Here is a 21,809-nt window from a genome sequence, read left to right as displayed (position 1 = left end):
ACCGTGAAGTCAGTTGCCGCCGGGAACCCTCTGACTCTGAGCAGCCCGCATGGTGAGGGTCGAAACAATTTGGCCGACCGTGCGCCCTGACAAGCGAGGGTAAACAGGCAGGCGATTCCGATTAGGTAGCCTGGTTGGCGGTGATCGCCGAAAAGCTGGGCATGTCGAAAAAAAACACCCACAGCCGTCGTCGTAAAGCTACACCCCCTCCCCGACGCCAACGTTCAGCGCAACCGTGCGACGCCGATCGCCAGGACGTGATTCGTTCCCTGGAGACGATCTTACATCGTCCCAGCGACACAAACGGACAGGAGTTTCTACGCGTGGATGAAGAATCGCTGATGCCGACGGCCATTACCTTGCACCAGCAAGGTGAACTCCGTCAAGCTGCCACGCTGTACCGTCAGCAGCTTAGCCTCGATCGCGACCATGCGGATGCCTTGCACCTGCTGGGCTTGGTCGAGTATGCGTTGGGCAATATCGATGAGGGGTTCCAGTGGATGGAACGTGCTGTCCAGGTGGACCCGAACTGCTCGAATTACCACCTCAACCGCGGTTTGGCGTATTTGGAGATCGGCGAAAACCAGAAAGCCGCTGACGCCTTTCGTCGCGATCTTGCGTTGCAACCAGAGTCCAGCGAAACCATGCATGTTTTGGGGCTGGCGTTGTGCGGGCAAGGACAGGTCCAGGAAGGGGCTCATTGGATTGAACGCGCCTTGCTGAAAGACCCTACCAATGCTGGATTCTGGGTCAATCTGGCGCTTGCCGCCAGCGAGATGGGCTCGATCGAACTGGCGGAGAAAGCGGCTCTTAAAGCCCGTTCCCTGGACACCAATCTCTCCACTGCACACGAAGCTTTGGGCGGGATCGCTAAGGCACAGGGTGATTTTCAGCGTTCCCTGGAGTCCTACAATCACGCGATCGAACTCGACGATCAATTTGCTGTTGCCTGGGCCAATAAGGGTGACTTGTTAGTCCAGCAAGCCAAGTACCAAGAGGCTTTGCCGATTCTAGAGCGAGCGGTGGAGTTGGCGCCAAACCTTCCTGAAGCGCGTCGTAACTTGGCGTATTCACAGTTCTTTGTTGGCGATGCCAAAGTTGCTTTCGAGAACTTCATTGAAACCATCAAGTTGGCGCCGGAGCAATTGGCCAGTTGGAACGTGATGATTGATGCACTGAGCATCTTGGGGGATTCCGACGGAGTCCGCGCGACGCTTTGTGAACTTGCTTCACAGCGACAAGAATCCATCCACTTGTTGGCCGCCGAAGCGCATTGTCCCCCGATTTTGCAGGATGCAGATTCCACGGAACAATACGCCGAGTCCTTGCACCGAGCGATTCGGCGGGCGCGTCAACCGCGGTTGCCCAGCGATCCGATGGACCTGACAACGACAAACCTGCAATTCCCGTATTACGCGTCTTATCATGGCACGGACATCACGCAACTGCGCTGTGACTACGCAGACTTGTTTACGGATCAGATACAGCCGCTTCCCGCCCAAAAATCGCAAGGCCCGCCCAAGGTCTGTTTTTCCGTTGGCTTGGACCGCGAAGGAGTGTTTTTGAAGTTCAACCAAGGATTGATTCAGCAGTTAGCGGGCAGTGAATTGAAAGTCTTGGTGGCCGCCAATCGTCGTAGCATTCCCACGATTCGTAAACATTTGGGAGAACACGTGAAGTTCATCGCTGTCACTGAAAACGTGGCCGAAGCAGCGCAAACCATTCACGCTCACAATCCCAACGTGTTGTTTCACTTTGAACCCGGTTGTGACGGGCCCTCGTACTTTCTGCCCTTCTACCAAGCCGCTCCGGTTCAGGTGACTTCCTGGGGATTGCCAATCACTTCCGGGAACGCTGCGATGAACGACTTCCTGACCAGTGAGTTGATTGAACCCAAGAACGGCTCGGATCATTACTGTGAACAAACGGTGATGCTGCCAACGCTGCCGGTCTATTACCAACATGACTCCAAGGTCGTCGCCATCGATCAGCCGGATCGCGCTCAGTTTGGCCTGCCCGAACAGTGCCATCTGTACGGCTGTGTTCAAAGCTTGTTTAAGTACCATCCGGATTTTGATCAACACTTTGGCCAGATCTTGCAGACGGACCCTGAAGCACATCTTGTTCTCGCGGGATCGATCTATGTCTATTACAACGAGCAGATCATGCAGCGTCTGCGGCGCTCGATTCCCGACGCCGATCAACGCATCACGATGCTGCCACGTTTGCCGTACAGTCAATGTTTGCACTTGATGCAGTGCTGTGATGTGCTGCTCGATACGATCTACTTTGCCGGCGGAGCGACCTCCTATGAGGCCTTTAAACTTGGCGTCCCGATCGTCACCATGCCTGGACAATTCATGCGTGGACGTGTGACCGATGGACTGTATCAAAAGATGGGCATCGACGATTGCAGCGTGTCCGATCGCGACGCCTACGTAGCCAAGGCGGTACAGATTGCCAGCCAGTCAGACTATCGCCAGCACATCAAAGAGCAATTGCTGGAACGAAACGATTGCTTGTTTGAAGATCAATCAGCGGTCCGCTTGTTGGAAGCCTTTTTCCTTGATGCCGCTTCCCGCTGATGGTGACACAGTGTCTTGTTTGTTTTGCCGGTGGCCTATGACTGACCGAACGGATGATGAAGCCTGCGTCAAGGGCCCGCAAAATCAGAAACAGCGGTGGGATCGTCAACGAAACTGGCCCTGGCTTGTCGGGTGGATGCATGTGGCTGATAAGAGCCATCGTCGGCCAGATTGCGGAGCTTCTGTCCGCTGTTGACTTCAATTTGCCCTCCCGCACCGCACTCGCTTCGGTGACTGAAACGCCTCGTTGCCGTGTCACCGCCAGGGCCGATGACAAGATTTAACGATTTCAAGCGTCGCAACGGTCGGCGAACCCTGACAACGCCCTAGCCGTGGCGTGCGTTTTCCTTACACTTTCACCTATCGTCAAAGAGTTGATCGCGATGCGGTTCCCAGCGGATGTGCCCGCTCATTCAAGTAGACTCGCAAAGCTCGAAACGGTATGGTTCACTGCTTGCAAATCTTGCGTGGGGCACCGCAAGCAGGCAACAACGGTCTAACAGGGTTCGCGCTGCGGACACGGTTGGGGTGTTGTTTTTGATCACCCACTTTTGCAGATTGAAATGTCCAAACCCCGCCCAAGCGACGGTGCAGCCAACGAATCTTCCGCTCAGCCTCTGCTTGAGCGGATCAGTCCCGTTGGAGTGACGTACTCACTGACGATTCTGTTGGCGTTCTTCTTCTTGTTGCCCTTCGCCTTTCGAGCGGCTCGGCTCAGCCTTGGCAATCGCTCCAACGATGTCAAAGATTGGCTACCAGCTGACTTCATTGAAACCAGCGAGCTGCGTTGGTTCGGCAAGTACTACGCAGGTGAAAGCTTCGTCCTGGCGACTTGGCCGGGATGCACCGAAGAAGACCAGCGTTTGAAAATGCTCTCTTCGAAGTTGCTGCATGAATGCGAAGGCAGCGATCCCACCGAGTTCATCAGCGATCCAGCTTTGGCGGCCAGCTACGCCGCGGCGCGAGAGTTCGGCCGCAAACATGGTCTCCTACCCGCTTCACGTCAGTTTGATAACTGGGGCGGTCAAAACGAAAAGTGGTTGGCCAGTTCGTCGGGACGGTGGTATTACATTTTGCCCGATGGCAAACTGTATCGTTGGGAAGGCAAAGAGAACGGTCCGGCGGGAGCTTTGCGCGCCATCAAACGCCAAATGGGCAACATTGAAATCGAAGGCACCTTCATGGCAGCTTTCGGAAGCGACGCGCAGAGCCCGTTGGCGAACCCGTTCTATAACGATCCATCGCTATTGGCCTTGCCATTGTTTCGCACCGTCGAAACGGGGCCGGGGATCGTTGCCGAACTCTCCAAAGAGGGCGGACTGCTGTGGCCACGCGGCAATTTGGTTGAACCAAGCCGTCGCCCTATCGTCGCTCGCCGACGCGCGATGGAACGCCTGACCGGAACCATGTTCGGTCCCGCGATCCCCGCTGACTTTGATTGGTCTGCCAAAGCGTTTCGAAATCTGCTCTCCGAAGAACAACAGAGTCAGTTGCCACCGCTGTTTGACGAAACCGTTGGCGTGGCGTTGCAGAAGTATGCCGATGAACACTTTGACGGGGAGACTGACGCCCTCGCACAAAGCGAGTTAAAGCATCAGACGGACGCGATGTACGCAGTCTTTGATGCGACGCAAGTGGCTCCGCCGCCGCGTCAAACTTGTTTGATTGTGACGTTGACCGATGCTGGCAAGTCGAACTTGCCTCACGTGTTGGGACGCGGCGTGCTTGGGGGGCCAAGAGGACGGTTGCTAGAGCTGGCCGGAGATTCGGGAGTCTTTCCCGCGCCGCCACCCTCGATGGCACCGCCTCCGTTTGATCGTGTTGCCTCCGCCGAAGGCTCTGGCATGCCTCCGCTGCGTCTGGGCGGGCCTCCGGTGGACAACTTGGCGATCGATGAAGAGGGCACGATCACTCTGGTTCGACTTGTCGGCTACAGCATACTCGTTGGCGCCCTGCTTTCGTATTTTTGCTTTCGCAGCTTAAAAATCACCATCATGGTGTTCGTCGTCGGTGGTTCGGCCGCGATGTTGAGCATGGCGATCGTCAGTTGGACAGGCGGCCATGTGGACGCAATCCTGATGAGCATGCCGTCCCTGGTTTATGTCTTGGGACTTTCCGGCGCAATTCACGTCGTCAATTACTATCGAGACGAAGTCCGGACGGGCGGGCGTCGCGGTGCGGCTGGTCGCGCTCTACGCTCGGCGTTGTTTCCCTGTGCGTTGGCAGCGCTTACCACAGCCATCGGACTGGGCTCGCTGCACACCAGTAACTTGGCTCCGATTAGCAATTTTGGTGTCTACAGCGCGATCGGTGTGATTGCCACGCTGGCGATTCTGTTCTCCTATTTGCCAGCGGCTTTGCAAACCTTTGTCACGGAATCCAAGTCGGTTGCTGCCGCGGACAAGGCGGCCCAAGCGGCGCAGAAAGATGATGCGGAGGAACATGGCTGGCTTTCCAATTGCTGGGCCGGTCTGGGACACTGGATCACCTCCCATCACTGGCTGGTCAATGTGACCTGCATGATCATCCTGATTGGTGCCGCGTTTGGTTTGCCAAAGATTCGCACCTCCGTACAGCTGTTAAAACTGTTTGATTCAAAGGCGCACATCATCCGTGACTATGAGTGGCTGGAGGCAAACTTTGGCAAGCTGGTGCCCATGGAGCTGGTGTTGCGAGTTCCAGAGGATTACCAAGCATCCGTCATTGAGACCGGGGACGATTCGCAGGACTCTGCTCCCGGTGCCACTGAGTCGTCGGAACCCGTCTCGGAGATGCCACTGGATATTTTGGAACGCGTTGAAATCGTTGCTCGGATCGGCCAAGTCGTCGAGTCCACGCTCGGTGAACAGGGCTTGAACGTTGTTGGCTCCGCGATGGCGGCGAACACGTTTCTGCCACCTCTGCCGGAGGTTTCTAACAAGTACAGTCCTTCGAGAAGTTTCATGATCAAGAAACTGAACGAAGGACGCGCGGATCTACTGGAAAGCGATTACCTGCGAATCGAAGACGATAAAGCCTTCGCTGACAGCGAACTCTGGCGAATCAGTTTGCGAGTCGGCGCACTGTCGGATGTCGATTATGGCAAGTTCATCTCCACGTTGCGGACTGCGGTCGAACCAGTGCTTCGTGCCTATGACACGCGTGACCAGCTGATTCGGGTTCTCGAGACCACTGAGGAACTCGCTGATGTTCAACGCCCCCGTGTCTTATTGCTTGGCAATGCGCCGCCGGTTTCCATCCAGTCGGCGACGCTCCTAAAACCGGCGACTGGCGAGGAGCCTGAAGACGAAGCAGAATCCAATGCGCGCATTGACACGCGGCAGATCTATCTTTCGACGCTTGCCGAACTCTTGCGTGGTGAGCGAATCAATGCCACATGGATCGACCACCACGACCCCAAGAACAAGCTGGAGATTGGCAACGATAAATGGGGACGCATGGTCGATGCAGTTGATGCCATTGTCTGGGTCGACACTGTTGCTGCTCCGTTGGATGATCTGGATAAGTGCTGTGCGGTCGTGGATGGATTCGAAATCGCCAACCGAACCGTTTATCCAGTCTTAGAAGACGGCCAGATTCCCGCGGTTGCCAATGCAGGTAACTTGCAAGTCGTTTACACGGGCGTCGTGCCAGTGGTTTACAAAGCTCAGCGAACGCTGTTGGGCAGTTTGGTCGAATCCATCGGCTGGGCCTGCGTGTTGATCGCTTTGGTGATGATCATGCTGCTCAATCCAGCTGCGTCGCCTTGGTCGATGCCCCGGCCGGATAACCTGGCGTATGGATTCGCTGCCGGTGCCGTGTCGATGATCCCCAATATGTTTCCCTTGTTGCTGGTCTTTGGCATCATGGGGCACCTCGGGCGAGATGTCGACATCGGGACGATGATGACCGCGTCGGTGGCCATGGGGGTTGCGGTGGATGATACCGTTCACTTCTTGAATTGGTTCCGGACGTACCTGGACAAGGGATATGACCGAATCAAGGCAGTCGAGTTAACCTATCGACGAGTGGGACCTGCGATGACGCAGACGACCATCGTCGGTGGTTTAGGGCTGTTCGTCTTCGCGCTTTCGACGTTCACGCCGACCCAACGATTCGGCACACAGATGCTGGTGCTTCTGCTCGCCGCCTTGATTGGTGACCTGATCCTTCTGCCGGCGTTACTGGCCAGCCCGTTGGGGCGATTCTTCAAGACGCGCGTCGTCCCCGAGACAAAGTCCGGTTCGAAGCCTGATTTAGGTGGCCCGGCGGGTGATCGACCGACAGATGAAGCATCGGCTGAAGCAAACGCTTCGGATCAAAATCCAGATCGCGCGAGTGTTTCCCAGGAGGCCTCCCCAGCGATCTCATTACGCGTTCATCCTGATAACGAAGACACTCAAACCCCACCGCGAGAATTTAGGGGCTGACCATGCTGCCTGACAACATTCGCTGCCTTGCGCATCCATTGGTTCAGCATCATGTTGCGATCCTGCGTGATCAGGCAACCGATGCATCACAGTTTCGCGACGCGGTGCGACGTCTTTCGACGGTTCTCTGTGTTGAAGCAACCCGCGATCTTTCCGTCACGCGGCGAACGGTGCAAACACCGTTGTCCGACTGCGAGGGGCAACAGCTATCACAGTCGATCGCCATCGTCCCCATTTTGCGTGCGGGCTTAGGGATGGTTGATCCGCTGCTGGATCTGATTCCACAGGCGGCTGTTTGGCACTTGGGTTTGTATCGGAGTGAGGAAACGGCTCAGCCCGTTGGCTATTATGACAAGCTCGAATCGGGCAGCGTGCCGGATTTAGCCTTCGTCGTTGATCCAATGTTGGCCACCGGCGGTAGTATCGATTTGACCGTGCGTCGGTTGCAGGACTGGGGCGTCAGGGACATTCGAGTCATTGCGTTGATCGCCTCGCAAGCCGGCGTCGATCGCGTCGCAGAGGACTTTGCCGACGTCAGCTTCACGATCGCAGCGATTGATCCAGAATTGAATGATCAAGCCTACATCGTGCCCGGACTTGGCGACGCGGGCGACCGTATCTTCAACACTCAGTAGGCGCGGAATCTCGCTGCTTTTCTGTCTTGCTCTACCGTATCGGGTAGCAGGCTGCGAGTGAAAAACCGTCCGGCAATCATAAACAAATGCTTAGCCAATTGACTTTGGTCAGGTCAGGCCGATCCCAATGAGCGGTGCGAACATTGATTTCAATGTCCGATCGACTGACCGTAAGAATATTATGGGTGCCGTGCCCCAAACGGTGACGCAATCGTGCCCCTCTAGGCAAGGAAACAGTGCCCCTCTAGGCAAGGAATCAGTGCCCTTGCGGAGACCGGACGATCTGCGACGCAGTAAAACACCGTTTGCTGTCGTTGATTGGCTGACCGATCCTTCTACGGGATCTCGTCTGCAAATGTGGTCCGATGAGGCCCTGTTGTCAGCCTTTGTAACGCTTCGCGGCCCCTCGTGCTGTGACGTGCAACGACGATTTACTTATCGCGAACTGACTATTGAATCGTTGATCTCAGTCTTTTCTTTGAAATGACAGGAGCGAGGATCAGGCCACCGACCGCAAGGCCAGCAAACATCCGACCAGCGAGGGGTCCAGTCGCTCAATCGTAGACCGCTGGACTACGTAGGTCGTGACGGTGGATGGAGGCTGGAGACCGTTAAGCGTTTTATTGCCAAAGACGTGCGTGAATCACTGATGGTTCCTTATGCCATGTTTTTAGGCGTAGTAGGATGAGACTTGCGGCAACCTCAGTTGCACAACCAGTCGCCGCGTTGTGCCGATTAACACCGAGGTGTCTTTGCGGCGATGGAGACTTTAACGACATGGGGCATCAAATGAACGCCGGACGACATATTGTTGGAATTGGTTTAATCCTGATTAGCGCGCTCCTGTTTTTGGTGGATCACGCTGTCATCGTCTGCTTGCAGTTCGAAGTCTCCGAGTGGAGCGTCCCTCCTGGGCGTCTAGCAACATCCGCGGCGACCCACAGCAGCCCGTTACTCAATAATCTTTCAACGACCGCGTTATTCTTTGGCATTGTGTACCTGATTGCTGCGGAGGTTCCTGGGTTTCTCCAGAGGCGTCAGAAACGCGATGAATAGCGATTCGCTTCACTGAACGACAATTCGCGGCGAAAAGGTCGTCCAGGGCAGGGTCCGCGACTGGCCATCGTCGACCAGCCTCAGTCAAGTGTCGCTCTGTAATCCTCTTGACAGCGAATCCTTTGGTCGATGGAGGCAACGCTAGCTGGTAGAATCCTTTCGAAACGAGTTTGCAAGAAAACGCATCCGAAATGTCGTCATGGATCGCAACCTCCGCAACAGCCGAATCCCGTCACGCCTGCCATGACCAATCCCTATTCACCGCCGCAGTCCTCGCTTGAAAACGAAGTTCCATCGGACGGTCGCGTTCACCCGGACTGGCGCTGGATGGTTGGTGAGTTAATGGGGTTCAACGCATTGCTGTACCTACTTGGCTGGTGGCTCTTTCGATCCAGGTTTCAAGGCTCAGGTGCTTCGTCGGTAAACCTACTGAATTTCCAGTTGAGTGATCTACAGTATCTGATGGTCAGTTTGCTGCTGATCTTGATTCCTTGCACCGTCGTTGGTGGTCCGTTTCGTCTGCTGTATTGCCGATTTCACCATTCGCGACGCGTCGTCGGCTGGAATCGAGTCTTTCTATTTGTTGGCATAGTCGCCTCCTTTGCAATGTTCATGACATTGGCTTTTCTGTCCGTTGAATAGTGGGTGGACTGAATGTTTCATCCGGGATGGAAGCGCGAGGGAGACCGTTCAATGCAGGCAAGTGCTAGACAATGGCGAGAATGCTGTGATCGCGTGCAGAGACTTGATTGATGAGTCGCCCTAAACGGGACGCAAATCTGTTGACAGCCAATTCCGCACGCTAGACTCATTTGGCAGCACTCTGTTGCTGATCCAACGTTAGATCAAACGTCGATTCCAACGGGAGCAAACTGATGGCTTGGCTCATTCTTGTGATCGCAGGGCTGTTCGAAGTCGGTTGGGCCATTGGCTTAAAGTACACCGAGGGCTTTACCAAACTGCTTCCTTCGATTTGGACCGTCGGGGCGATCGTGGTCAGCATGACCATGCTGGCGATTGCACTGCGAACCTTGCCGGTGGGCACGGGCTATGCGGTCTGGGTTGGGATCGGCACCGTGGGGACGGTGACACTAGGGATCATTTGGTTTGACGAACCCGCCAGCGCTGGGCGACTGTTCTTTGTCACTCTGATTATCGTCGGCATTGTGGGCCTAAAGTGGGTCACTCCCATTGAACGTCCCAAGGCGGGCCACAACATCGATCCACACAATTCCCAGGCAATCGCCGGCCAGGGAACTCATCAGCCTCGCTCCAACGCGACTAACTGACAGAAGAACCATCGCGTTGCGCGGCGATCCAAGTGGCATCAACGCTCGTCACGCAATCTCCTATCCGCATGACGAGTGTACGCGGCGACGCATGGCGAGCTTTTAGAAACAGCAAGCCACAACTCACAGCGCCCCTGCTTCGCTAGGAGTCTCTTCAGCAGCTTCGTCGGGAGTCTCTTCAGCAGCTTCGCTGGGAGTCTCTTCAGTAGCTTCGCTGGGAGTCTCTTCAGTAGCTTCGCTGGGAGTCTCTTCAGTAGCTTCGTCGGGCGTCTCTTCGGAAGCCTCGTCAGTGATCTCTTCGACCGGTTTTCGAATCAGAATGACCCGATCACCTTCAATAGTGATCGATTTGAATTGCCGGAAGAACTTGGCGGTTTCGGGGTCTTTGTTGATGTCTTCGGCGAGGTTGGATGTGATCAGTGGTTGTTCAATGGATGAAGGCAGACGTTCACCGTTAACGGTGACTGCCCGCAGATTGACTTCCAGCTGATCATCTTGCAAGGAGATATCGAAAGTCACCTCCGCGTTCAGGTAGCGTCCCTCCAAGCCCGGTAATTCCTTCAGGGGTGTGTCATCGACTGGCAAGCTGACTTTGCCGGTGAGTTCGTCGTTTTCAATTTCAACGAACACATGCCCAGAGAGTCGTTTGTTATTGCTAATCAGAGCATTGATTTCTTTGGCGCTTAAAACCAGCTTCTCGGTGGGTGCCGGTCCATCATCGTCAGGCGATTCCGAAAAACGATCGACGCGTTTGCGCAACTGCTGAAGTTCCTGTTGATCAATTTCCACCGTGGGAAGATCAAGCGGTTCCGGGGACGAGTAAGCTTCGACTTGCCGATTCCAGAACCAGCCCACAGCAACGATCGCGCCAACGATCAGCAGCACAAACAGCGCCAGCACTGCCAAGCATCCATACAGGCATCCACGATTTTTTTTGGGGGGGGCGGCAGCGTATGCGTTATCCATCGGCAACTCGGCGGGGAATAAATGGGAATGAATCAAGGGCAGTCTTTGCTAAGCCAGTCTTCGCTGCGAACGAAACGGAATTGGCACCTATTTATAGGTTTTTAGCACTGCATAAATCAAGCACTGTCCGCGATTCCGCTGATTTTGTCATCACTTGAGCCCTGGTCGCTTGTCTCTGCGGCAGCACAGGGGCGTCTGATGTGGTTTCTTTTGTTGCTTGAAATGCTATATTCGGCGGTTGAATACCAGTTAGACTGATCCTTTGCCTGCCGTGCATTGGCTATCAGGGCTCATCTGTTTGCTGACTGCGGGCCGTCTTCACTGGCCTGAATGTTTTCCATCCTCGTGCCATTGATCGAGATTGCATCATGCCAAAAAAACACCTTGTGCTCCAACAGAGCGAGGGCATTGTCCTTCAGTGCGCTTCCAGAATCTATGCTGCTTACGTGGCGTCGGGGCGCGTTTCGGACGACGAACTCGAAACCTGGATGAAACGCTCCATTCGAGAAGCCATTGCGTTGGCCGTCTGTGTTGACGACGCGATCATTAGTGATGGTGAAATGAGCTAACTCGGTACGGTTTGCGGTGCAGGAAACTGGCCGTAATGCTGGAAACGGGAGACGATACGATCATGTCTAGAAGTCGAATAGGTTCACTTGCACTCGAAAACCCGTTGGGCCCAAATCCCGAGGCAACATCGGTTTATCGAGCGGTCCATGTCAAGCAACGTAAAACGGTTGCAGTCAAACTGTTTCGGATTGACTTCGGTGGGACTCCCCAAGCACGAGAGTTCCTGACTCAGGAGTGGGAGCGTCTCAAGCAGATCCAACACCCCGCGATCGCCAATTGCTTTGGCGGCGGTTTCGACGGCGGGCAAGCCTACTTGGCGTATGAGTTTATCGATGGGGAAACCTTAGCCGAACAACTTGCACGCGCTGGCAGGCTGTCTTGGGAAAGCACCTTGGAGGTTGCTCAAACGCTGACTGACGCATTGGAATACCTGCACGATCAAGGACTCGTTCACGGCGCCTTGGTGCCAGAGAAAGTCATCGTTGCTGGATTTTCGCATGTCTTGTTGGACATGCGACTCAATCGCTATGCAAGCCCGTTTCGGCACTCCAACGCTAGCGACAAAGCAGTGCTCTGCAGGCAAGCGCCAGAGTGGATACGCTCTCATGCCAGGCCCGTCAACTCCGACACTCAGCCAATCCAAACGCTGTGCTCTCCGCAACTCACGGAACTGTATTCACTGGGAGTTTTGCTTTACCAATGTGTGACAGGTCGGTTGCCAGTCCAGGGAGAAACTCCGCAACAGATTCTTGAAAACGCTGAACAGACGGTGCCTCTGTCACCCGCGTCGATCGACATGCAGTGTCCGGTTTGGCTTGACAAACTGATCATGCAGTTGCTGTCCAAAGATCCACAGCAGCGGCCCGCCAGTGCTTCGGCCGTCAAACTTGCTCTAGCGGAAGTGCGCAAGCGAGCACTTTCAAAAGCGGGTGTAGCGGAACACGTTAGCAGCGGATTTAGCCCGCTCCAAATGACCAGTCAAGATGAAAAGGACCAGGCCAGGCAACTGCTGGGCCGAGCTCCCGTTAAGGTCGACGAACCCAAGCCCAAAGAGAAGCGAAAGATTGAATTCGCGATCGCCTGGCACGACCAGCCATGGGCAATCATCGGCGGTGCGATCCTAACCCTTGCCGTGATCGCTTACGTGGCTTGGCCGGCCAGCGAAGAATCACTGCGTGCAAGAGCTGAAACGTTAATCGCCTCGGACAGCATTTTTGATCATGCAACTGCCAAGACTCGTCCGCTACGCCAGTTGGTGAATCGTTTCCCTGAAACTGAAAACGGTCGCTGGGCGAAACAGCAAATTGCCATTCTGGATGCTCAACAGTTCCTGCGGCAGATTGCCATGAGAGTCCGTCGCGACCTCGAACTCGATGAACCGGATGATCAGTTGCACCGAAAGGCACAATTGCTGGTCGAAGATGGAAAAATCAACGAAGCTCGCGATGTCTACCGATCCATTAAGCCCCTCTTGGGTAACGATCCCGAATATCAACCGGCCATCGATGCCGCCGAAATCCAGCTCGCCAAATTAGACGCTGCGACGGAAGAAGAGACCGAACTGCGGGGGCTGTTCCAGGAACGCTTGGACGAGGCGAATCAGATGCTGAGCAAAGGCAAAGAGGAACACGCTGCGTTAATCTGGGAGGGCTTGGTCGAGTTTTACGAAGGCGAGCCGGAGGTCGCTGATCTGGTTGCCATTGCCAAGGAACGCTTAGCGATGATCAACGTCAAGCCTTAACCAGAACCAAACCCTTTTCTGCTTTGTCTGATGCGGCAAAAAGGTGTAAGATAACTCTAGCTCGTGACCGGTCGATGCCCTGCATCGTCAAACGGCACAACGCTGGATGATTGTTCAATTCAAAGAGGCCTCGCGGCCAACTGAGTTTCAAGGATGTGCATTGTGCGTGAAGTTTGGCGGCAACATGTAGCAAAGGACGTGGGATGAATCACTCAGTGCCACAACCAGTTCAGACGTTGCTGGTCAGCGACCTGCATCTGGGATGCAAACATTCCCGGTCCAAAGAGTTCCTGGAATTCCTCAATCGCTACTCACCGCAAGCGATATACTTGGTCGGTGACTTTTTTGACGCTTGGAAAGTGAACGATGGCTGGCGGGACACGCCGGATTGCCAAGCGATCATTGATCATTTAATCGCACTTTCCGATTCGGGCACAACACTGCATTACACGCCCGGGAACCATGACGCGTTTCTGCGCGATCCCGGTTTCGATCGGATCATGCCTGCGGACTTCCCAGATGTCCAGATTGACGACACCTTTTATTACGAGTCACTCCGTGGTTGGCGATTCTTGATCACGCATGGTGATCTATTTGACTCCATCGAGACGCGGGCACAGTGGATCTCCAAATCGTTCTCTGCGTTCTACGATCACTGCTTAAGCCTGAATCGCTTGGTGATCGCTAACCTGTTACGCTCGCAACGTAATCCCTACGGTGTTTGCGGATTCGTCAAAGGACGAGTCAAGCGAGCCGTCAAGATGCTGAGTCGCTATGAAGACAAGATCATGAGTCATGCCGCAGAACATGATTGTGATGGCATTATCTTTGGGCACCTTCACACTCCAGCGATCAAAAAGGGAGACACGGTGCTTTACGTCAATACAGGCGATTGGGTCGAGAACTGCACCGGCTTGGTCGAACACCTTGACGGCCGATTTGAATTGGTTCGCCAATACGGCCAAAATCAGTATCTGCAACTGGAAGATCGCAACGCAGAAAACGCTGTTCTGCCGTTTGAACAAGTCGCTCCCTGCTAGTGAGTGCTGTTAGCGAGCCTCTGGAACACTTGTGTCGTCTGCCAGTTGCTCTCTTTTCAGTCGTCTCAGCATGTCTTGAACCCGATCCTTCTGTTTAGCCGCCAGGTTGTGTTGCTCGAATGGATCTCGGTCGATCCGAAACAGTTCCTGCCCACCATCGCTGTGAACGATTAGCTTCCAGACGCCGTGCCTGAGCGCGACGCTTCGTTTTCTGGGGCCGGCGAGGTAGATCGAACGCTCGGGAAGTTCCGCGCCGTTGATCAACCATTCAGACAGATCCACACCGTCCCAATTTAAGTCCTGCTCCGACTGATACCCGGCAAGATTGCAAAACGTAGGCATCCAGTCGACGATACAAACCGGTGTCGTTTGTTGATTGGGGCCGATTCGATTCGGCCAAGAGACGATGGTGGGCACGCGGACGCCGCCTTCATAAACGCTGCCCTTTTGCCCTCTTAGAGATCCATTGTTTGCCGTCAGTTTTCCGGGCGGCGAATCATCCGGCGGATAGGGCTGAGTGTTGTTGGTTGCAGTGCTGCCCCCATTGTCACTCGTAAAAACAATCAACGTGTTTTGACGGTGCCCGTTCTTATCCAGCGCACGGACGATTTGTCCAACTGCGTGATCAAGATGCATGATGCTGGCCGCGTATTGTCTGGCGATTTCAGTTTCGATGGACTGGGGAACCCTGTCCAACCAAGTTTGTGATTCATTGATTGGCAGATGCACAGCCGTGAAGGGGACGTATAAGAAAAACGGATCGTCCCTGCGCTGCGTGATCCACTGGACCGCTTCGTTGGCAATCAGGTCCGTGACGTGCCCGGTTTCGTCAATCAGTCGCTCGTTGCAGTGCCATGTTCTTGAGAACGGGCCAACTTTGTATCGGTGGCTCCACGATGTCACGCCACCGGCCAGCGAGCCATAGCTGTGGTCGAAGCCGAAGTGATTGGGGCCCCACTGGGGCTTAGAACCCAAGTGCCATTTCCCCGTCAGGCAGGTTTGGTAACCTTGTGACTGCAATGCTCGCTGTAACGTGACAGTGCCCATCGGCAACGCAAGTTCGTTCTTCGGGGTGGTGACACCGAACCGTGACCAATAACGCCCCGTTAACAAGCCAGCTCGGGTGGGGCTGCAAACCGGCGCGACGAAGTGCTGCGTTAGTTCCAAGCCATCGTCGGCCAGTTGATCCAAATTGGGAGTGGGCGCTGTCCCGCCATGAAACCCAACGTCACCCCATCCAATATCGTCCGCCAGAATAAAGACAATGTTTGGCCCAGCATCCCGGGCGAATGCAAACGGGGCAAATAATGCAACACTGAAGGCTGCTAGAAAACGTGACATTATCCACCAAGAAATGCGTCAGGAGTTCCACCGATTGAACTCGCGATTCTAACAGGACCCGCTCTGTCTCGCTGAGGTGCCAGCGGTCGCCGCACCGCTTGCTAGAAATTTTCCCGCGAGCTATCCTGGCTTCATCGACCTTTTTGCGGGATAATCCAACATGATTCGACAGTCTCTGATTCTTGCTGCCATTCTGGTTTGCTGCTGCTCCAAGGCTCCTGCCGCTGATCCGATTTCCCCACCCTTGTACGTCTTTGAGAATGGATTGGGTTTTGGCAATGTTCATGACGAAGCTGCGGCGCTCAAACAACTGGGCTATGCTGGAATCGCACAAGTTCAGGCCAGTGGAAAGCGATTGAGCCAACGAATCGCAGCCTGTGATCAGCATGGGCTTCGGGTATTAAGTGTCTATCTAAACGTCAATGATCAGGCGATTGCAGAAGATGCAATCAAGCCGCTAGCGAATCGCGACGCAATTATTGAGCTGACTGTTCAGCGGATGACCCCCAGAACGATTGAAGCTGTTCGTCAAACCGCAGAAATGGCTTCACAGCACGGGCTGAAAGTCGCTCTGTATCCGCACCATGGTCTGGCAGTCGCCACAATGCCTCAGGCAATGGACCTGATCAAAAAAGTTGATCATCCCAATCTGGGCGTCATGTTTAATCTCTGTCACTTTCTTCGCGGCCAGGAGGCAAGCGAGTTAGAAAGAACGCTTGAAGAGGCCGGTGACCGATTATTCTCTGTCAGCGTTTGTGGCGCTGACACCGATGGCAAGGGGTGGGGCGATTTGATTCAGACGCTTGATCAAGGCGATTTTCCTCAACAGCGATTGCTGAAGCAACTGCGAGAGCAAAACTTCCAAGGTCCGGTCTCGTTGCAATGTTATGCGATCCCGGGTGATAAGCGTGTTAACCTGCAGCGCTCGATCAACGCTTGGAAGTCTCTTTCCAGCGAACGCTAGGCCGCTGCCTGATCGTGATGTGAGCGGTGGACTGGTTCACAGGTGCAGCACTTTGCTTCGTTCTCGGAGATCCTTTCGCACCAATTCAGTTCAGTCAGCGGCGAATCCTTTCGATGGTGCGTGGGGATACCGAGCCGAATGATCGGGGGCGGCAAGCGGAATTTAGGAGATCTTGACGGATATCTATAGTTGATCGAGATAGATTTCATCACTCCTCCTATGAGAAGCTCTTATGTTTCGCCAATCGGTCGGACGAATTGCGGTTTTGCTCAGTCTTGCTTCCATCGGTTCGCAACTCCCACTGCAGGACTCCTCGGCTGGTGAACCGACTCAGTTTCGTGGTCCAACAGGCAATGGGGTTTATCCCGATTCACTGCCGGTCAAGTGGGGCGCTGACAAGGGAGTGAAGTGGAGTGTCGATGTTCCGGGAGGTGGCTGGTCGGCGCCGATCGAACTTGGCAACACGATCATTCTGACAACTGCCGTCAGCGACGACGGAGATCGCCCCAAGGGATTCGGCGATGGGGTGCGATCCATGGGAGCGTTTTACCTGACGCCCAAACCCAGCAAACCTCTGGACTTCCAGGTGCTTTGCTTAGAAGCCTCCACCGGCAAGACGCGCTGGGCAAGCTCTGTCGTCAAGCAGATTCCCCCACACAAGATTCACCCCTCGAACTCATATGCGACTGAATCTCCGGTCACTGATGGCAAGACCATCGTCGTTTCATTTGCTTCCATCGGTGTCGTGGCGGCATTGGATGCCAGTGGCAAAACACTTTGGCAACGCGATCTCGGCGCTTTTTCCACCGGCAATAATTTTGGCACCGGAAGCTCGCTGGCCATCGAAAAGAACTTGGTTTTTGTTCAGTCAGACAACGAAGAAAAATCTTTTGTCACCGCCTTGGACTTGGCAACAGGAAACGAGGTGTGGCGAGACTCACGCGATAGCCGAACCAGTTGGAGCTCGCCGGTCATCTGGCGTCACACGGACCGAACGGAGTTGATCGTGTGTGGAAGCGGGACCGTCACCAGTTACCAACCCCAGAGCGGTGAAAAACTGTGGACGCTGACCGGCATGGGAGGATCGTTTAGTGCCTCGCCAACGTTTGACAACGAGCGTCTCTATCTCGGTCAGAGTGGCCGTAACAGCCGCGGCCCCTTAATCGCGATCAAGGCCAACGCGAGCGGCGAACTGACCGTCAACTCGACGCCAGAGCAGGGCGTTGCCTGGATTGCTGAAAAAGCCGCGCCCGGCATGTGCTCGCCCGTGGTCTCGCAAGGCCGCGTTTATGTTCTCAGCCGTGGAATCATCCACTGCTACGACGCTGCCAGTGGGAACTTGGTCTACCGTGAAAGACTCCCTGATGCCTCCCGAGTGACTTCCTCTTTATGGGCTGTCGGTGATCGAATCTTTGCGCTCAATGAAGCCGGCCAAACCCTGGTGGTCAAAGCCGGTGACGAGTTTGAGCTGGCAGGAACAAACACAATCGATGGACTCTATTGGTCAACGCCGAGCCCGGCGAGTTCCACGTTATTGCTAAGAAGTGCTGACAAGCTGCACTGCGTTTCAAGTCAGTGACACAGATTCATCGTCAAGGCATCACGATCGAGCGACAAACGACAATGGGCAGCGTTCGCATGGATCTGAACGTCTCGCCGTCGAACTGTCCACGCGGATCGCGAAGACCTGTTCCTCCGTGCGTGTCGTGAGCCGAAAGACTTCCGTGGGATGGTACCAAGGGACTGAATCACTTTAACGGAGACGTTCCAGGATCCGGTTGCCTTTTCGACTGCGATCGCTCTTGATGGTACAAGAGACGAGAATCAACCGGTTTACAAGAGGGATTAGAGATATCCGATTGCTGACATCACTTCGTAAGTTTTTGGAAACTGGAGTCTGACCGCTTGGAGTTCACTTGAACCGATTGGAGTTCCACCGGCGATGTAGGCTGCCACACGGGGCAGTCTTCGTTCCAGCAGTTCGGCGTGATAATGATTGACAAAGAAGCGGTGGGCACGCTCCGCGTTTCGGACAATCCCGGCTCGCATCGTCGCAACACTCCACTTTTTGAAGACCTTCTTTCGATTAAAGACGCCCTTCTTTTTGAACTTGCCGTGCTGAAGTAAGATCTCCGCAAACTGCTCGAGTTCTTGATCTTCAGACATTTCCATGGGTAAAAGAAGATCGGTTCCGTGCCGCCGCAGGAAACGGTGGCAGAGGGAGATTGAAAGCCTGCCGACGGTGTTTCCAGAATTGATCTTTGCAACGTTCGAATGAGAACCTGGTAGGGGGAATTCGGTTTTCATTGGGCTGTTGCGAGAAGCACCAGTGAAATCTGGAGAGCAGTTGCGGAAGGCAGTGCCAATTGCTCCGCCGACGTTTTCAGCGAGAACCGCCTGGTACTCGTTCACGCACATCGCGAGTTCGTCTGGTGTGCCGACTCGGCCGGTCTTGTCGAAATTTCCGCTTCCAAAATCATTGACGCCGCCGGGGACGGGATCGATCGCAAAAATGTTGACTTTTAGGGACGGAATCATGGCTCGAAACCCGGCTTCTTCGATCGCATGGGCGAGCAATATGCAAGTCACAGCCCCGCGGCTCCAGCCACAAAGATTGATGGTTCCGAAGGTCGGCTTATTCTTGGCATAATACTCCATCCACAGAAACTGAATGGAGTTGATGATATTATCCTGAGTGCCGACGCCGCCAATATTCCCCTTAATTAAACTTGTATTTTTGGACTTGAAGGCTTTGTCTTTCTGAAACCAAAAATTGCCACCGCTCTCGACGGTTTTCAGGATGTGTTCGCTTTTTAGGATGTCGTAACGGCCGTTCCCAGCACCGTCGTTCATGTAGACTCGAGCGCCGTTTGTCGCGCGCCAAGTGTATGGCACGATGTTATCGAGTTTATCGCGGTGCTCACCTGTTCCGCAGCAGTAAATCGTAACGACGGTGTTGTCCACAGGATTCAGTTCCTTGGTGTTGCAAACTTGTTGAGTTGAATGATCAAATCTTCTCTACGTTCACTCGATCATCAAGATTCTTTGCTACGTAAAAGTACTCTATTTCCGATCGCTTGCACAACGTTTGTGATGACTCAGGCCAAGATTCTTCATCACCACGCACATCCATTCCGTCTAACAGGATTGCGAGGCACGAAAGCCGCGGGGGGCACTGGCACACCGCTTTGGGGACAGTGGGATCTTGGCGCTGTCGACGACTCACCACGATTGAGAGATCCAGGGTATTCCTCTACTTGAATCATCGGCGAGAACGTGACGCGGACTCCCGCTCGTGACTGTTGTCGACTGATTCTCACGTCCCCTAAACTTGAAAAAATACATTTGTGAGGTGTCGCGTTGACACGCATCTGAGTAGGCGTTCTACTGCCATCTGATGTGCGGCATCTAGCGTCCGCTGAGAACTCTGAACACTAGGTCGCAGACAATGGCTCCTGGCACGGGAGAAACACCTACGATTTGTCTTGCCTTTCAGGTGCAGTTGGTTATTGCTGGTTATGAGTTGGCGCTCTCTGGTTTACGATGGTTGGGATTGTATTGTTGCTGGTCAGCCGACCGGTTTGTGGAAGGTTCACCTGGCCTTAGCCCATTGAAACGACGGGGCATTGATGACAAAGGTTTTCTGCGACTGGGGTACCAGTAATGTGCGAGCGTACCTGTGCGATCAGGACAAGGTGCTGAATCAGTCTAGCGCCGCGACCAACCTACACGACGCAAAACGCATCGGATTCGAAAACGTCATGTTGGAGATTCTTCAGCAGTTCGACGTGCCGAAGACGGCCCCGATCCGACTTAGCGGAATGGTCAGTTCAAAGAATGGCTGGCTTGAAGTTCCCTATGTCAGCACGCTGGCCAGTTCTTCGTCTATCAGTCACAACGCCTGCCGTGTCGGAACCTTTCCGGACCTGAAGATCTACGGTGGAGTTTCACACCGATTACCCAACGGCCGGCATGATGTCATGCGTGGTGAAGAGACGCAAATCTTCGGGCTTCTGCAATTGCATCCGCACGCACAAACGATCTGCTTGCCAGGAACACACTCGAAATGGGTCACGATTGTCGATCAGTGCATTGAATCGTTTAGCACATGGATGACGGGTGACTTCTTTCATTGCCTCAGTGAACACACGATTCTTCAGGCTCAGATCGATTCGACGGATTTTGAAGAATCTGCGTTCCTCAACGGGGTCGCGGCTGCGGAGTCCTCGAGATCGCTTCTCAATGAAGCGTTTTATCTGCGGACCGATTATCTCTTTGGTCGACTTACTTCCGAAGAGTCCCATTCGTTTTTATCTGGACTGTTGATTGGACACGAGATCGCCGCGACTGCAGCAGGCCATGAAGAAGTGTACTTGTGCGGTGCCGACTCTTTGCTGCCGCTCTATTCACTTGCTTTGAAGGCCAAGGGCATCCAGACCGTCTGCGTTTCCGCAGCAGAAGCAAGTCTAAACGGCCTGCGTGCATTCGAAATGGAGGAACAGTGATGGAGAAACTTGATCTTACATCGGGTCACGGCCTGATCGCAATTCTTCGCGGAATCCAGCCGGACGAGTCAGTCGAAATTGTGCAGGCGATCTTTGATGCCGGAATACGGATCGTTGAAGTGCCACTCAACTCGCCTGATCCTTTGGATAGCATCAACAGGATTAGCCTTGCTTTCGGTGAGAGAATGCTAATCGGTGCCGGAACCGTTCTGGATGTTCATAGCGTGCGCAAGGTCGACCAAGCCGGCGGCAAGCTGATCGTTTCGCCCAACACAAACCCCGTTGTAATTGCGGAGGCGAAACAGTTGGAGATGTTATCCTGCCCCGGTGTGATGACAGTCAGCGAATGCTTTGCCGCTTTAGATGCCGGCGCCGATGGATTGAAGTTGTTCCCGGCCTCTACTATGGGCACCAGCTTTATCGGTGCCTCGCGAGCTGTTTTGCCGACAGGCACTCCGCTGATTCCGGTGGGCGGAGTGGACGAGCATTCGATCGGCAACTGGTTTGCAGCCGGCGCGGATGGCTTTGGCTTGGGCACGTCGATCTACAAACCAGGCATGACTGCCAAACAAGTTTCGGAACGTTGTGCTACGATCGTCTCCGCATTGCAATCGTGCTCCGATGAATTGGCTGGTCATCGTTCACCCGGACATGGAACCGTGTAACCGCCCAGAGAGATCTTTGAGTGACTACACAACCCCTGGGATG

Annotated in this window: 16 protein-coding genes; 13 read left to right on the top strand and 3 right to left on the bottom strand. The window is 54.3% G+C overall.

The features are described 5' to 3' along the window. The first annotated feature begins 257 nt into the window (after positions 1 to 257). The 6 genes from SV7mr_RS11925 (at position 258) to sugE (ending at position 9,974) form a co-directional block, all read left to right on the top strand. Positions 258 to 2,585 (top strand): tetratricopeptide repeat protein, encoded by a 2,328-nt coding sequence (locus SV7mr_RS11925; protein ID WP_419188424.1) that lies wholly within the window; start codon positions 258 to 260, stop codon positions 2,583 to 2,585. Positions 2,586 to 3,148: 563 nt separating this feature from the next. After that, entirely contained in the window at positions 3,149 to 6,994 is a 3,846-nt protein-coding gene (locus SV7mr_RS11920) for an efflux RND transporter permease subunit (protein ID WP_145272250.1), read from the top strand. A 2-nt stretch (positions 6,995 to 6,996) separates the two neighbouring features. Then, a complete protein-coding gene (gene upp / locus SV7mr_RS11915) occupies positions 6,997 to 7,629 on the top strand; it encodes a uracil phosphoribosyltransferase (protein WP_145272248.1) in 633 nt (210 codons plus the stop codon). A 789-nt stretch (positions 7,630 to 8,418) separates the two neighbouring features. After that, positions 8,419 to 8,685 carry a hypothetical protein gene (locus tag SV7mr_RS11910; protein WP_145272246.1) on the top strand — a complete coding sequence of 89 codons (267 nt, stop codon included), beginning with the start codon at positions 8,419 to 8,421 and terminating at the stop codon, positions 8,683 to 8,685. Between the two features lie 243 nt (positions 8,686 to 8,928). After that, complete coding sequence (locus SV7mr_RS11905; protein WP_145272244.1) at positions 8,929 to 9,327, top strand: hypothetical protein; 399 nt, start codon at positions 8,929 to 8,931, stop codon at positions 9,325 to 9,327. 233 nt (positions 9,328 to 9,560) lie between these two features. Continuing rightward, positions 9,561 to 9,974, top strand: a complete 414-nt coding sequence (gene sugE / locus SV7mr_RS11900; protein WP_145272242.1) for a quaternary ammonium compound efflux SMR transporter SugE — start codon at positions 9,561 to 9,563, stop codon at positions 9,972 to 9,974. A gap of 123 nt (positions 9,975 to 10,097) precedes the next feature. On the opposite strand, the gene SV7mr_RS11895 is transcribed toward sugE, so the two are convergent. Then, entirely contained in the window at positions 10,098 to 10,940 is an 843-nt protein-coding gene (locus SV7mr_RS11895; RefSeq protein ID WP_145272240.1) for a hypothetical protein, read from the bottom strand. Between the two features lie 368 nt (positions 10,941 to 11,308). On the opposite strand from SV7mr_RS11895, the gene SV7mr_RS11890 reads away from it, so the two are divergent. The 3 genes from SV7mr_RS11890 to SV7mr_RS11880 all read left to right on the top strand — a co-directional run bounded on the left by SV7mr_RS11890 (position 11,309) and on the right by SV7mr_RS11880 (position 14,291). Beyond that, positions 11,309 to 11,509, top strand: a complete 201-nt coding sequence (locus SV7mr_RS11890; RefSeq protein ID WP_145272238.1) for a hypothetical protein — start codon at positions 11,309 to 11,311, stop codon at positions 11,507 to 11,509. Between the two features lie 62 nt (positions 11,510 to 11,571). Further along, complete coding sequence (locus SV7mr_RS11885) at positions 11,572 to 13,251, top strand: serine/threonine protein kinase (RefSeq protein WP_419188423.1); 1,680 nt, start codon at positions 11,572 to 11,574, stop codon at positions 13,249 to 13,251. A gap of 215 nt (positions 13,252 to 13,466) precedes the next feature. Further along, positions 13,467 to 14,291 carry a UDP-2,3-diacylglucosamine diphosphatase gene (locus SV7mr_RS11880; RefSeq protein WP_419188422.1) on the top strand — a complete coding sequence of 275 codons (825 nt, stop codon included), beginning with the start codon at positions 13,467 to 13,469 and terminating at the stop codon, positions 14,289 to 14,291. 9 nt (positions 14,292 to 14,300) lie between these two features. Here SV7mr_RS11880 and SV7mr_RS11875 read toward each other — a convergent pair whose 3' ends face one another. Next, a complete protein-coding gene (locus tag SV7mr_RS11875) occupies positions 14,301 to 15,632 on the bottom strand; it encodes a sulfatase-like hydrolase/transferase (protein WP_145272231.1) in 1,332 nt (443 codons plus the stop codon). A 160-nt stretch (positions 15,633 to 15,792) separates the two neighbouring features. On the opposite strand from SV7mr_RS11875, the gene SV7mr_RS11870 reads away from it, so the two are divergent. Then, complete coding sequence (locus SV7mr_RS11870) at positions 15,793 to 16,596, top strand: sugar phosphate isomerase/epimerase family protein (protein ID WP_145272228.1); 804 nt, start codon at positions 15,793 to 15,795, stop codon at positions 16,594 to 16,596. Positions 16,597 to 16,828: 232 nt separating this feature from the next. Then, a complete protein-coding gene (locus SV7mr_RS11865; RefSeq protein WP_145272226.1) occupies positions 16,829 to 18,175 on the top strand; it encodes an outer membrane protein assembly factor BamB family protein in 1,347 nt (448 codons plus the stop codon). Positions 18,176 to 18,441: 266 nt separating this feature from the next. On the opposite strand, the gene SV7mr_RS11860 is transcribed toward SV7mr_RS11865, so the two are convergent. Next, positions 18,442 to 19,560 carry a hypothetical protein gene (locus SV7mr_RS11860; RefSeq protein WP_145272224.1) on the bottom strand — a complete coding sequence of 373 codons (1,119 nt, stop codon included), beginning with the start codon at positions 19,558 to 19,560 and terminating at the stop codon, positions 18,442 to 18,444. Between the two features lie 665 nt (positions 19,561 to 20,225). Here SV7mr_RS11860 and SV7mr_RS11855 point away from each other — a divergent pair. Continuing rightward, a complete protein-coding gene (locus SV7mr_RS11855) occupies positions 20,226 to 21,101 on the top strand; it encodes a 2-dehydro-3-deoxygalactonokinase (protein ID WP_145272222.1) in 876 nt (291 codons plus the stop codon). Further along, positions 21,101 to 21,766 carry a 2-dehydro-3-deoxy-6-phosphogalactonate aldolase gene (locus SV7mr_RS11850; RefSeq protein WP_145272220.1) on the top strand — a complete coding sequence of 222 codons (666 nt, stop codon included), beginning with the start codon at positions 21,101 to 21,103 and terminating at the stop codon, positions 21,764 to 21,766. Before SV7mr_RS11855 ends, SV7mr_RS11850 begins: the two co-directional genes overlap by 1 nt. Positions 21,767 to 21,809: the final 43 nt, after the last annotated feature.

Origin of the sequence: Stieleria bergensis, from assembly GCA_007745635.1 — a bacterium.
GTDB classification, from domain to species: domain Bacteria; phylum Planctomycetota; class Planctomycetia; order Pirellulales; family Pirellulaceae; genus Stieleria; species Stieleria bergensis.
Note: the sequence above shows the minus strand (reverse complement) of the source record. Positions and strands in the feature narration are given on the sequence as shown.